The sequence below is a fragment of the Streptomyces sp. NPDC020801 genome, assembly GCF_044334385.1.
Lineage (GTDB): Bacteria > Actinomycetota > Actinomycetes > Streptomycetales > Streptomycetaceae > Streptomyces.
Genome location: NZ_JBIRST010000005.1, coordinates 59,476 through 72,522, shown reverse-complemented (window position 1 = coordinate 72,522; position 13,047 = coordinate 59,476). Strand labels below are relative to the sequence as shown.

Annotated in this window: 12 protein-coding genes; 5 read left to right on the top strand and 7 right to left on the bottom strand. The window is 71.9% G+C overall.

Features of this window, described 5'->3' with window-relative positions; translation table 11 throughout:
• Positions 1–53: 53 nt before the first annotated feature.
• Positions 54–1,085, bottom strand: a complete 1,032-nt coding sequence (locus tag ACH4UM_RS12370) for a LacI family DNA-binding transcriptional regulator (protein ID WP_398176886.1) — start codon at positions 1,083–1,085, stop codon at positions 54–56.
• Positions 1,086–1,192: 107 nt separating this feature from the next.
• Here ACH4UM_RS12370 and ACH4UM_RS12365 point away from each other — a divergent pair, with 107 nt between their 5' ends.
• From ACH4UM_RS12365 to ACH4UM_RS12355, 3 genes are all read left to right on the top strand, one after another.
• Entirely contained in the window at positions 1,193–2,374 is a 1,182-nt protein-coding gene (locus ACH4UM_RS12365) for a phytanoyl-CoA dioxygenase family protein (protein ID WP_398176884.1), read from the top strand.
• Positions 2,375–2,392: 18 nt separating this feature from the next.
• The gene (locus ACH4UM_RS12360) at positions 2,393–3,178 is read left to right on the top strand and encodes an SDR family oxidoreductase (protein ID WP_398177674.1); all 786 of its coding nucleotides are present in this window, start codon (positions 2,393–2,395) and stop codon (positions 3,176–3,178) included.
• Between the two features lie 67 nt (positions 3,179–3,245).
• Positions 3,246–4,250, top strand: a complete 1,005-nt coding sequence (locus tag ACH4UM_RS12355; protein ID WP_398176882.1) for a Gfo/Idh/MocA family oxidoreductase — start codon at positions 3,246–3,248, stop codon at positions 4,248–4,250.
• Positions 4,251–4,301: 51 nt separating this feature from the next.
• On the opposite strand, the gene ACH4UM_RS12350 is transcribed toward ACH4UM_RS12355, so the two are convergent.
• The 6 genes from ACH4UM_RS12350 to ACH4UM_RS12325 form a co-directional block, all read right to left on the bottom strand.
• Entirely contained in the window at positions 4,302–5,576 is a 1,275-nt protein-coding gene (locus ACH4UM_RS12350; RefSeq protein ID WP_398176880.1) for a serine hydrolase domain-containing protein, read from the bottom strand.
• Between the two features lie 196 nt (positions 5,577–5,772).
• A complete protein-coding gene (locus ACH4UM_RS12345; RefSeq protein WP_398176878.1) occupies positions 5,773–6,378 on the bottom strand; it encodes a GPP34 family phosphoprotein in 606 nt (201 codons plus the stop codon).
• A 471-nt stretch (positions 6,379–6,849) separates the two neighbouring features.
• A complete protein-coding gene (locus ACH4UM_RS12340) occupies positions 6,850–7,752 on the bottom strand; it encodes a sugar phosphate isomerase/epimerase family protein (protein WP_398176876.1) in 903 nt (300 codons plus the stop codon).
• A gap of 1 nt (position 7,753) precedes the next feature.
• Complete coding sequence (locus ACH4UM_RS12335) at positions 7,754–8,701, bottom strand: ATP-binding cassette domain-containing protein (RefSeq protein WP_398176874.1); 948 nt, start codon at positions 8,699–8,701, stop codon at positions 7,754–7,756.
• 5 nt (positions 8,702–8,706) lie between these two features.
• Positions 8,707–9,783, bottom strand: a complete 1,077-nt coding sequence (locus ACH4UM_RS12330; protein WP_398177671.1) for an ABC transporter permease — start codon at positions 9,781–9,783, stop codon at positions 8,707–8,709.
• Positions 9,783–10,796, bottom strand: a complete 1,014-nt coding sequence (locus ACH4UM_RS12325; protein WP_398176872.1) for a sugar ABC transporter substrate-binding protein — start codon at positions 10,794–10,796, stop codon at positions 9,783–9,785. The genes ACH4UM_RS12330 and ACH4UM_RS12325 overlap by 1 nt, the downstream gene beginning before the upstream one ends.
• Before the next feature lie 320 nt (positions 10,797–11,116).
• Between ACH4UM_RS12325 and iolC the strand changes: the two genes are divergently transcribed.
• Entirely contained in the window at positions 11,117–12,088 is a 972-nt protein-coding gene (iolC, locus tag ACH4UM_RS12320) for a 5-dehydro-2-deoxygluconokinase (protein WP_398176870.1), read from the top strand.
• Between the two features lie 40 nt (positions 12,089–12,128).
• Positions 12,129–13,007 carry a deoxyribose-phosphate aldolase gene (locus tag ACH4UM_RS12315; RefSeq protein ID WP_398176868.1) on the top strand — a complete coding sequence of 293 codons (879 nt, stop codon included), beginning with the start codon at positions 12,129–12,131 and terminating at the stop codon, positions 13,005–13,007.
• The last annotated feature ends 40 nt before the right edge of the window (positions 13,008–13,047 follow it).

Genomic DNA, 13,047 nt, shown 5'->3' with positions numbered 1-13,047 from the left:
CGGCCGTTGGGCCCTGTAGCCCCTCAGCCCCTCAGCCCTCAGCGGGCCGGCGGTCAGCCGGCCGCCGCCTGCGGCATGTTGTACGGGGTCACCACCTGGATCGCGGACGGCAGCGCCGGCCCGGCGGGCGGCAGGGCGCCGTGGGCGCGCATCACCAGGTGGCAGGCCTCCCGCATGTCCTGGCGCAGGTCGTGGTGGAGCACGGCGGACAGGCGGTGCTCGCGCAGCAGCCGGGTGTTGTCGTGGTCCAGGTCGTGGGCGATGAACACCGCGCACTCACGGCCGAGTTCCTCGAAGGCCCGCAGGGTGGCGACGTTGCCGCCGCCGATCGAGTAGACCGCCCGGATCTCCGGGTCGCGTTCCAGTGCGGCCCGTACGAGCTCGTACTGCGTGGCGTCCAGGCCCTGGCCCTCGGCGATCTCCACCAGTGTGCGCCGCGGATGGCGCGCGCGCATGGCGCTGCGGAAGCCCATCTCGCGCTCCTCCTCGTTGCGGAAGAAGCCGCTGCTGAGGCTGGTGAGCACATTGCCGGGCCGGTCGCCGAGCCACTGGCCCATCAGGTACGCGGCCGTCGCGCCCGCCGCCCGGTTGTCGCTGCCGACGTAGGCGAGGCGGGGGCTCGCGGGCAGGTCGGTCACCAGGGTGACGACCGGGATGCCGGCCGCCACCAGCCGGCCGACGGCCGCGGACACCTCCGGGACGTCGGGTGCCTTGAGGATCACTCCCTGCGAGCCGCGCCGCGCGATCCGGTCGAGGGTGGCGACCTGCTCCCGCGCCGGGCCGGTCTCGCGGAAGTGGAAGCGGGAGCGCACCACCGCCGGGTGCAGGGACGGCAGTTCGGCCTCCAGCGCGGCGCGCACGGCGGTGGTGAACCGCTCGGGCGCCTGCATCACGATGTCGACCATGAAGGTGCGGCCCACGAGCCGGACCTGGGTGCGCTGGCGGTCCAGGTCGGCGATGGCCCGGTGCACCTCGCGCACGGTGCTCTCGCGCACCCCGCCCCGGCCGTTGAGCACACGGTCGACGGTGGCCTCGCTCAGCCCGGCCTGACGTGCGATCTCACGGATCGGGAAGGGGTGACCCATACGGAGGCTCCTTGAGGGTTTTTTGATGGATCGCTGCCGGTTGTTCGAGGTGTTTGTACTGACAAGAATGACAGGGCCGCGTCGCTTCCGTAGCCGAAAGGACGACGATGTCCGCCATCTCCGTGCACCCCCGTGCCTGGCTGTCCGGGCAGGACTGCGACCTCGGCTCCTTCCGCGCGCTCGTGGAACGCGCCACCGGCCTCGCCGACTATCCGCACGCCCGCTCGGTGGAACAAAACGTCCTCGTCTACGACGGCTCACGGCCCGCCGCGGCCGAGGACCGACGTGCCCTGCAGGCCGAACTGGTCCGAGCCCTCGCCGAAGGTCCCGGCGTCGTGGTGTTCCGGGGCGCCTTCCCCGACCCGGCGGTGGTCGACCGGGCCACGGCCGTCTTCGACGCCCTGATCGCAGAGCAGCGCGCCTCGGGCGTGGGCGCCGGGGACCACTTCGCCAGGCCCGGCGCCAACGACCGTGTGTGGAACGCCCTGGAGAAGACGGCCCGGCACGATGCGGAGGCGTTCGCCGACTACTACGCAGGCGACGTCCTCGCCCTGGTCGCACAGGCCTGGCTCGGCCCGGGCTACCAGGTCACCTCGCAGATCAACGTGGTCAACCCGGGCGGCGCGGCACAGACCGTGCACCGCGACTACCATCTGGGCTTCCTCGGCACCGAGGCCGCGGCCGCCTACCCGGCGCACGTCCACCGCCTCTCCCCCGCGCTCACCCTCCAGGGCGCGGTCGCGCACTGCGACATGCCGGTCGAGTCCGGGCCGACGATGTACCTGCCGTACTCTCAGCGTTACGAGCCCGGTTACCTGGCCTGGCGGCTGCCCGCGTTCCAGGCGTACTTCGAGGCCCGTCACGTCCAGCTCCAGCTGGACAAGGGCGACGCCGTCTTCTTCAACCCCGCGCTGTTCCACGCGGCCGGGACCAACCGGTCGGCGGACATCCGGCGCATGGCCAATCTCCTCCAGGTCTCCTCCGCCTTCGGGCGCGCGATGGAGACCGTGGACCGCGAGGCCGTGGCGAACGCGGTCTTCCCGGTGCTGCTCAGGCGCCGCGCCGAAGGCGCGGACGAGGCGTGGCTGGAGCGCGTCGTCGCCGCGAGCGCCGAGGGCTACCCCTTCCCCACCAACCTCGACAGCGACCCGCCGGTCGACGGTCCGGCCCCGCCCTCCCAGGCGGACGTCGTACGGCGGGCCCTGCGTGAGGAGTGGACGCCGGCCAGGCTCCGCGCGGAACTGCGGGCCGGTGCCGAGCGGCGCGAGAGCCGACGACGTGAGAGCTGAGGACACTCGATGGAAGCCATGGGACTGACGGGACTTCTCGACGGCAAGGTCGTCCTGGTCAACGGCGGCAGCCAGGGCGTGGGGGCCGCGATCGCGCGGGCCGCCGTCCGGGAGGGCGCCGTGGTGGCGGTGACGGGCCGGCGCCCCGGGCCGGGCGAGGCGCTGGTGGCGGAGCTGACGGCCACCGGGGCCAGGGCGATGTTCGTACGCGCCGACCTGGCGGACGCCGAGCAGGCCAAGGGCGCGGTGGCCCAGGTGGTCTCCGCCTGCGGCCGGATCGACTGCCTGGTGAACTCCGCCGGGCTGACCTCCCGCGGCACGCTGCTGGACACCACCCCCGAGCTCTTCGACGCGCACATCGCGATCAACCTCAAGGGTCCGTTCTTCGCCATGCAGGCGGCGGTGGCGGACATGGTGGCCCGCGAGGCACCCGGCACGATCGTCAACATCATCACGTCCTCCGCGCACGGCGGCCAGCCCTTCCTGGCGCCGTACGTCGCCGCCAAGGCGGGACTTGCCGGGCTGACCCGCAACGCCGCGCACGCACATCGCTTCGACCGTATCCGGATCAACGGGCTGAACATCGGCTGGACCGCCACCGAGGGCGAGGACGCCACCCAGCGCGCCTTCCACGGGGCCGGCGACGACTGGCGGGAGCGGGCCGCCGCCCGGCTGCCGATGGGCAGGCTCGGCCAACCGGACGAGATCGCCGACTTCGTGGTCCTGCTGCTGTCCGAGCGGTCCGGGGTGGTCACCGGTTCGGTGATCGACTGGGACCAGAACGTGCTCGGCGGTCTCGACTGACCTTCCCCGCCCGCCTGCCTTCCCACGGCCCGCTGCACCACCACGCACCCAAGGAGCACCAGTTTCCATGCGCATCGGAATCCTCGGCCTCGGCCGTATCGGAGCCTTCCACGCGGAGACCCTGTCCGGACTCGACGCGGTCGAGTCGCTGGTCGTCGCCGACCCGGTCGCGGAGGCCGCCAAGGCCGCCGCCGAACGGTTCGGGGCCGAGGTCGCCCACTCTCCCGAGGCCGTCCTGGCCGCCGGGGTCGACGCCGTCGTCGTGGCGGCGGCCACCGACGCCCACCCCGCCCTGATCCTCGCCGCCGTCGAGGCGGGCGTGCCCGTCTTCTGCGAGAAGCCCGTGGCCCGCACCATGCCGGAGGGCGTCGAGGTGCTCAAGGCCGTCGAGGGCAGCGACGTACCCGTGCAGATCGGCTACAACCGCCGTTTCGACGCCGGTTTCGTCGCCGCCCGAGCGGCGGTCCTGAGCGGTGAGCTGGGCAAGTTGCACACCGTGCGGTCGGCCACGCTCGATCCGGCGCCGCCGCCCGCCGCCTACATCGCCGCCTCGGGCGGCATCTTCCGCGACTGCTCGGTGCACGACTTCGACATCATCCGCTGGGTGACCGGCCGGGAGGTGACCGAGGTGTACGCCGTCGGAGGCAATCGCGGCGCCGGCTACATCAGGGCGGCGGGCGACGCCGACACCACCGGCGCGGTCCTCACCCTCGACGACGGCACGATCGCCGTGGTCTCCAACAGCCGCCACAACGCCCGCGGTTACGACGTGCGCATGGAGCTGCACGGCTTCGCGGACTCCATCGCCGTCGGCCTGGACGACAAGCTGCCGCTGCGCTCGGTCGAACCGGGGGTGACCTTCCCGGCCGGCGTCCCGCACGACTTCTTCATGGACCGCTTCACCGCCGCCTACCGCGCCGAACTCACCGCGTTCACCGAGGTCGTGGCCGGCCGCCTGCCCTCGCCGTGCACGGTCGCGGACGCCCTGGAGGCCGGGTGGATCGCGGAGGCGTGCACGCTGTCGCTGCACGAGCACCGTCCGGTGCGGATCGAGGAGGTGCGCAGCGTCTGACGCGCTCACCGGCCATGCGTCCGACGCGCTCAACGGCCGTCCGGTGGCAGGTCACCGGGCGGCGGGCTCGGCCGGCAGGTCGAAGACGTGCTGCGGGGTGACGATCTTCGTGATCGCCTCGCCGAAGAGGGTACTGGGCTCGGTGTTCTTGTAGTCGATGTCGGTGTTCAGCAGGACGACGAGGGTGGCCTGGGCGGAAGGCAGGTAGATGGTCAGGGACTCGTAGCCCGGTATGGAGCCGTTGTGGCCGATCCAGCCCTGGACGTCGAAGATGCCGAGGCCGTAACCGGCGCCCGGGATCGTGGTCGGTGGTGTGGTGAGCCGCTGCTTCTGCGTGGCGGGACTGATCATGGTGCTGCCGTCCGGGAAGACGCCGGTGGCCACCGTGCGGGCCCACACGCGCATGTCGTGGAGCCTGGAGATCATCGCGCCGGCCGCCCAGGCCCAGGAGGAGTTCCAGTCGGCGGTCGGCGCGACCTGGCCGTTCGCGGTCTGGTCGGTGTAGCCCTGGGCGCGCGGCCGCGGGAACTCGGCGCCGGCCGGGAAGAGGGTGTGGTTCAGACCGGCCGGTTCGAGGACGCCTGTGTGGATGTAGTCCGCGAGTGCATGGCCGCTCACCTTCTCGACGACCAGGCCGAGCAGGACCAGGTTGGTGTTGCAGTAGTAGAACTGCTGGCCAGGGGGGAAGAGCACGGGATGCCGGAAGGCGTAGCCGAGCAGTTGCTGCGGGGTGAAGCTGCGCTGCGGGTCGGACGTCAGCGCCCTGTAGAATCCCTCGTCGGCCGAGTAGTTGAACAGCCCGCTGCGCATCCCGGCCAGCTGGCGCAGGGTGATGCTGTCGCCGTTCGGCACGCCGTCGACGTATGTGCCGATGGGGTCGTCCAGGCTCACCTTGTGCTGGTCGACGAGTTCCAGCAGCGCCGTCACGGTGAAGGTCTTGGTCTCGCTGCCGATCCGCAGGTACAGGTCGGGGGACATCCGCTGCCCGGTGCTCTTGTCGGCGACGCCGAAGGACCTCACGTACTGCCCCTGGTGGGGCGTCCACAGTCCGACGGTCACGCCGGGCACCCCGGCCTGCCGCATGACCTGCCGCACGGCCTGGTCCAGCTGCCGGGTCACGTCGGGGGTGAGGGCGCGGAACCCGGTGGCGGAGGGGGACGGGGAGGGCGACGGTCCCCGCGCCGGGCCGGCGCTGACGGCGCCGGCGGCGCCGGCGTGGGTGGCGGGCGCGGCGAGGGCGGGCCCCGCGGCGAGCGGCGCCATGAGGATCCCGACGGCGGTCGCGGTGGCGGCCGTCCTGCGCAGTCGTGGGCACGCGTGCGTCATGGGCTGACTCCAAGCGCCTCAGAACGAACCCGCGGTCGTCGCGGACGAGCGCGGGACCAGGAGGACGTCCCTGCGCGGCGGACGCCGGCGGGACCGGCCGTGACGTGGGGCGAGCGTCCGCTGCCGGACCTCACCACTCGCCGTCCCTCAGCATAGGAGCGCCCCCGCCGCGCCGCCTGTCGGCGACCGCTCCCGGCTACGCGCCCCGCCAGACGTTCGCGAAGGCCGCCTCCTCGATGGCGCGCCGCTGCCGTACGGCCTCCAGCTCCATCACCGCGTCGTGGACGGCGGCCAGGACGGCCAGGACGGCGTCGTCGGTGACCCCGGGCTCCATGCCCGGGATCTCATCGCGGATCCCCACGGCGGCGGCCAGCGCGAGCAGCACCGGCTCGTCCGCCGCCCAGCGGTACCCCGCCCGCCGCCGCGCCTCGGTGTCGCTGAGCACCGAACGCCCGCCGCGGAAGGGCAGCCAGCGGCTGCGCTGCCAGGTGACCTGGCCCTCCTCCTCCAGGGCGGCCAGGTACACCGACGCGAGCCCCCTTCCGCGCCGCCACAGCCATTCCTCCAGGGTCTCGTACGGCACCCGGCGGACCAGGCAGGAGGCGGCCTCGTCCAGCAGCCGGTCGCCGAGCTCGGGCCGGGGACGGGGCACGATGCGGTCGCCGTCCAGGGTGAGCGCCTCGGCGCGGAGCAGGTCGTACGCCTCGGCGCCGGCCAGGGCGAGCGAGAGGTCGCCGCGCTCCAGGGGCCTGCTCGACTCCAGATCCAGGGCGACGATCATCAGGTCACGCGGTGTGCTCATGATGCTCCCCGTCGAGGGCGTCCCCGCCGCCGCGCCACCGGTCGAACGGCGCGGGACGCGGCGCCTGCGCTTGCGTACGGGGCCGACTGTAGCGCGGCAAGGTCACGAACGGCGGCGAGCCGCCACGGGGCCCCGGGCACGCGCCGGGAACCGGCGCCGCCGTCCGTGCCCTGACCGCCGGCGTCCCGGAGCGCAGCCGCCCGAGACACACCCGCCCGAAGCACAGCCGCCCGGGGCACAGCCGCCCGGGGCCCTGGGAGCCCGTGGGCTCGCCACCCGCCGCGGACGGCATCGTCCCGGGTCCGCGCTTCTCGCTGCCAGGCGGTCGCGGCCGTCCGGACCGCGCCGGCACCCTCGTGGCGACGGCGGGCGCGGCCGGCGGGCGTTTGGCCGGCGCCCGTCCGTCCAGGACCCCGGCACGGCGGCGGTCGGCGTTCGCCTGCCGTGCCGGGGTCGTGGCCGCCGCGGCGGTCAGGCGCCGCAGGACCTGAGGAACTTGCGGGTGCGTACCGCGATGGGCAGCGGCTTGTCCGGCTCGCACGGGTACATGTCCTGCTCGACGATCGCGAACAGCTCCACGCCCAGCCTCTGCGCGGCCACCAGGACGGGCTCCAGCTCCGGTACGCCCGAGGGCGGTTCGCACATCACGCCACGCTGGACGGCCGGCCCGAACGGCACCTGGTTCGCCACCACGTCGGCGAGGATCTCCGGGTCGACCTGCTTGAGGTGCAGATAGCCGATGCGCTCGCCGTAGGTCTCGATCAGCTTGACGCTGTCGCCGCCGCAGTAGGCGTAGTGCCCGGTGTCCAGGCACAGGTTGACCAGCTCGGAGTCGGTCGAGTCCAGGAAGCGTTCGACGTGCGCCTCGGTGTCGATGTGGGTGTCGGCGTGCGGGTGGACCACGATGTCGAGACCGTACGTCTCCTTCACCTCGTGGCCGAGCCGCTCCATGCCCTTGGTCAGGTGCGCCCACTGCTCGGCGGTGAGCTCCGGCGGCTCCAGGATCTCGGCCGTCTTGTCGTCCCGCCAGAAGGAGGGGATGACCACGAGGTGCCCCGCGCCCATGGCCTGCGTGAGCGCGGCGACCTGGCCGACGTGCTCCCAGGTGGACTCCCACACCGACGGGCCGCGGTGCAGGCCGGTGAAGACCGTACCGGCCGACACCTTCAGGTTCCGCCGCCCCACCTCGTCGGTGAGGCGGGCGGGGTCGGTCGGCAGATAGCCGTAGGGGCCCAGTTCGATCCAGGAGTAGCCGGCCTCGGCGACCTCGTCGAGGAAGCGTTCCCAGGGCACCTGCCGGGGGTCGTCGGGGAACCAGACGCCCCAGGAGTCGGGGGCCGAGCCGACCCGGATGCGGTCCAGCACAGGGGGCATGTCAGGAGTTCCCTTCGGGTGCTGCCGGTACGGAGACGGTGGGCGGCGTGGGTGCGCCGAGGTCCTGCTCCTCGGGCAGCTCGTCCACGTCGACGCCCCGGACCTGGGACAGCTCGTGCTTGAGGGCGGCGAGCTCGGCGCCGCCGGCCATGTGGTTGGTGAGCTCCTCGAGGCCGACCTCGCTGCGGTCGGCGGACAGTTCGAGGGTGCCCAGGCGCAGCACGCTGAAGTGGTCGCCGACCATGTAGGCGTGGTGCGGGTTGTGGGTGATGAAGATGACGCCGAGGCCGCGGTCGCGGGCGGCGGCGATGTACTTCAGGACCACGCCGGACTGCTTGACGCCGAGGGCGGCGGTCGGCTCGTCCAGGATGAGGACGCGGGCGCCGAAGTAGACGGCGCGGGCGATCGCCACGCACTGGCGCTGGCCTCCGGAGAGGGTGCCGATGGGCTGCTCCAGGTCGTCCAGGACGATGCCCATGTTGCGCAGTTCCTCGTCCGCGGTCTTCTTCATGCGGGCGATGTCGAGGCGGCGGACCGGCCAGGGACCCTTGGTCATCTCCGAGCCGAGGAAGAAGTTGCGCCACACCGGCATGAGCGGGACGGTCGCCAGGTCCTGGTAGACGGTGGCGATGCCCTTGTCCAGGGCCTCGCGCGGGGTGGAGAAGCGCACCGGTTCGCCGTCGACGAGGAACTCGCCCTCGGTGTGCTGGTGCAGCCCGGAAATGATCTTGATGAGGGTGGACTTGCCGGCGCCGTTGTCGCCGAGCACACAGGTGACCCGGCCGGGGCGGACGGCGAGGTCGACGCCGTGCAGGGCACGGATGTTGCCGTAGGACTTGCCGGCGCCGCGCAGTTCGACGACGGGCCGGTCCGCGGTGGGCGCGGTGTCCTCGAGGACGGCACCGTGCGCTCCGGTCCCGTCGCCGCCGTTGGTCTTGTCGGTCGTCATGTCGGTCACCTCCTGGTCGCCGTGCGCTGTACCCACAGATGGATGAGGACGGCGCCGAGCAGCATCACGCCGAGGAAGGCCTTGAACCAGTCGGGGTTCCAGCCGGCGTAGACGATGCCCTGGTTCACCATGCCGAACATGAAGGCGCCGAAGACCGGGCCGATCGCGGAGCCGTACCCACCGGTGAGCAGACAGCCGCCGATGACGGCCGCGGCGATGTAGATCAGCTCCTGGCCGACGCCCTCGCCGGACTGCACGGTGTTGAAGGAGAACAGCTGGTGCATGCCGACGAACCACGCACCGAAGCCGACCAGCATGAACAGCGTGATCTTGGTGAACGTCACGGGCACGCCGACCGCGCGGGCGCTCTCCTTGTTACCGCCGACCGCGAAGATCCAGTTGCCGTACCTGGTGCGCAGCAGGACCCATGTGGCCAGTGCCGCGAAGACCAGCCACCACACCACGGTGACCTTCACCTCGACCCCGCCGATGTCGAAGGACGAGGCGAACAGGGCCTTGGCCTGGTCGAAGCCGTCCATGTTGCTGATGTCGTCGGTGGCCACGTTGCCGGTGACCAGCTTGGTGACGGCGAGGTTCACGCCCTGCAGGATCAGGAAGGTGCCGAGGGTGACCAGGAAGCTCGGCAGCCCGGTCTTCACCAGCATCCAGCCGTTGAACGCGCCGATCCCGAGCGACACCACCAGCGCGACGATCACGCCGGCCCACACGTTCAGGGTGAGCTGGTAGCTGAGCATGCTGGCGGTGAGCGCCGAGGTGATCACCGCTACGCCCGCGGACAGGTCGAACTCGCCGCCGATCATCAGCAGCGCCACGGGCAGGGCCATGATCCCGATGGTCGACGACTGGTAGAGGATCGTCGCCATCGAGCTGCCCTGACGGATCGAGGGCGCCACGGCGAGGAAGAAGACGAGCACGGCGACGGCGCCGAGGAAGACGCCGACCTCCGGGCGGGCGAGCAGCCGGAGCGCCGGCGTGCGCCGCACGGTCCGGCCGTCGGTCTGCCTGTCGCCGGAAGCCGGCGGTGTGCCCACCGCCGGCTCGGCCTGCTGGGTCATGTCGATCACCGGGTGCCCTTCGCGGCGAACTCGGCGACCTTGTCGACGTTGGACTTGTCGACGAAGGCCGGGCCGGTCAGAACCGGCTGCACACCGCCGCCGCTGTAGTTGCCGTTGTTCTTGTAGAGCCACAGGGAGTCGACCGCGAGGTAGCCCTGCAGGTAGGGCTGCTGGTCGACGGCGAACTGGATGTCGCCCTTCTGGATGGCGCCGGTCAGGTCCTTGTTGAGGTCGAAGGTGGCGATCTTCGCCTTGCTGCCGGCGTCGCTCACCGACTGCACCGCCGTCAGGGCGTAGGGGGCGCCCAGGGTGACGACGTAGTCGATGCCGCTGTCCTGCTTCAGCTTGGCCGTCATCGTCGACTTCACCGACGGCATGTCCGTGCCGTTGACATACAGGGTCTCAGTGGTGCCCTTGAACGTCTTCTTCACGCCGTCGCAGCGCTGGGTCAGGCCGATGTTGCCCTGCTCCTGGATCACACAGGCGACCTTCTTCGCGCCGGCGGAGTTCAGCCTGGCACCAAGCGCCTCACCCGCCACGCTCTCGTCCTGCCCGAAGAACTCCGTCAGCCCGAGCTTCTTCCAGTCGCTCACGCCCGAGTTGAGGCCGACCACGGGTATGCCCGAGCCCGTGGCCTTGGCGATGACGCTCTTCATCGCGTCCGGCTTGGCGAGGGTGACCGCGATGCCGTCGACCTTCTGGTCGATGGCGTTCTGCACGAGGTTGGCCTGGTTGCCGGCGTTGGGGTCGGCGGAGTAGACGAGCTTGATGTTGTCCTTCGCGGCGGCGGCCTCGGCGCCCTTGCGGACGATGTCCCAGAAGGTGTCGCCGGGCGCCTGGTGCGTGACCAGCGCGACCGTCATCCGGGGCGTGGTGGCCTTGCCCGCGGAGGCGGCTCCCCCGCCCTCCTCGGCCTTCTTTCCGCCCGAGCTGCTGGAGCAGCCGGCGAGGGTCAGGGCCGCCGCCGCGGCCACGGCCACGACGGGGGCGATTCTGCGGGAGCGAGAAGAGCGGTCCATCTTTCCAGCACCTCACTGTGCGACGGGGGGCGGCAGGGATCGGGAGGGATCCCGGGACCCGGTGCCTGTGTCCGGGCCGTGTGCCGCCATGCGCGGCTGTTGCGTTGGGACGGGATTCCATCCCCTGACGCGCCCGCTGTCAATACTTTGTTAAGACATCATTTCAGGAGCTAGTCCGAATGTAAGTACAAACTCTTGACAGTGCCGGTCCCCGGGTCCTACATCTTGGAGGCGGCAGCCCCCCGGGATCCGCGTCCCCACCGCCGCAGGGCCGCCCTGGGGCGATCCGCACCCCCAGTCCAGCCCGAGGAGCATCGCGCATGGCAGAGACAGCTGAGTCCGCCCAGTCCTTCGACCTGATCACGATGGGGCGCATCGGAGTCGATCTCTACCCACTGCAGTCGGGCGTACCCCTGACGCGAGTGGAGACCTTCGGCAAGTTCCTCGGCGGTTCGGCCGCCAACGTGGCCGTCGCCGCCGCCCGCCTCGGCCGCTCCACCGCGGTGATCACCCGCACCGGCGACGACCCGTTCGGCGCCTATCTGCACCAGGCACTGAAGGAGTTCGGCGTCGACGACCGCTGGGTGACGCCGGTCGGGGCGTACCCGACCCCGGTGACCTTCTGCGAGATCTTCCCGCCGGACGACTTCCCGCTGTACTTCTACCGCCGGCCCAAGGCCCCCGACCTGGAAATCCACACCGCCGAGCTCGACTTCTCCGCGATCCGCGCGGCCCGGATCTTCTGGATCACCGGCACCGGCCTGAGCGAGGAGCCGAGCCGCTCGGCCACGCTCGCCGCCCTCGAGGCACGCGACAAGGCCGGCACCACCGTCTTCGACCTCGACTGGCGGCCGATGTTCTGGAGCGACCCCCAGCAGGCGCGCCCGTTCTACGCCGAGGCGCTGCGGCACACCACCGTCGCGGTCGGCAACCTCGACGAGTGCGAGATCGCCACCGGCGTCCGCGAGCCGGCCGCCTCCGCCGAGGCGCTGCTGGCGGCCGGCGTGGAGCTGGCCGTGGTCAAGCAGGGCCCCAAAGGTGTGCTGGCGGTGCACCGGGACGGCTCCCGGGCCGAGGTCCCCCCGGTGCCCGTCGAGGTCGTCAACGGTCTGGGCGCGGGCGACGCCTTCGGTGGCGCGCTCTGCCACGGGCTGCTGTCCGGCTGGGACCTGACGACGACCATGCGGTACGCCAACGCGGCCGGCGCCCTCGTCGCCTCCCGCCTGGCCTGTTCCTCCGCGATGCCCACCGAGGCCGAGGTCGACGGCCTCCTCGCGCGAGCCACCGCCTGACCGCGGTGCTCGTGAGCCACTGTTCGAACGGAGCTTCGTCTTGACCCTCAGCATCCCCGACCTCACCGCGGTCAGAGCCCGGCATCCCGAGGCCGTCGCCGAGGCGGCCGCGCGCCGGGTGCGCCGTCCGCTCATCGGCGACAGCGGCCGGCTGATGATCGTGGCCGCCGATCATCCGGCCCGCGGCGCGCTCGGCGTCGGCGACCGCAGACTCGCCATGGCCAACCGCGCCGATCTGCTGCAGCGCCTGTGCGTCGCGCTGTCCCGGCCCGGCGTCGACGGGGTGCTCGCCACCGCCGACGTCCTGGAGGACCTGCTGCTCCTCGGGGTGCTCGACGGCAAGGTGGTGATGGGCTCCATGAACCGCGGCGGCCTGGCGGGCGCGTCCTTCGAGATGGACGACCGCTTCACCGGCCACCGCGCCCGGGACATCGCCCGGCTCCGCTTCGACGCCGGCAAGCTGCTCGTGCGCATCGACTACGACGACCCGGGGTCACTGACCACCCTGGAGTCCACCGCGCGCGCCGTCGACGAGATGGCCGCGCTGCACCTGCCGGTGTTCGTCGAGCCGTTCATCTCCCGCCGGACCGGCGGGAGGGTCGTCAACGACCTGTCCGCCGAGGCCGTCACCCGCTCCGTCGCCATAGCATCCGGCCTTGGCGGCACCTCCGCCTACACCTGGCTGAAGCTGCCGGTGACCGAGGACCCGGACGACATGGCGGAGGTCCTTCAGACCTCCACGCTGCCCGTCGTGCTGCTCGGCGGAGAGGTCGGCGACGACCAGGAGGGAGCCTACGAGCGCTGGCGCAAGGCCCTCAGGCTCCCCACCGTGCAGGGCATGGTCGTCGGCCGCTCCCTGCTCTACCCGGCCGGCGGAAGCGTCGAGTCCGCGGTCGACACGGCCGTGGGCCTGCTGTGAGCGAGGCCGCCGTGACCGAGCCCGTTGTCGTCCGAGTCGC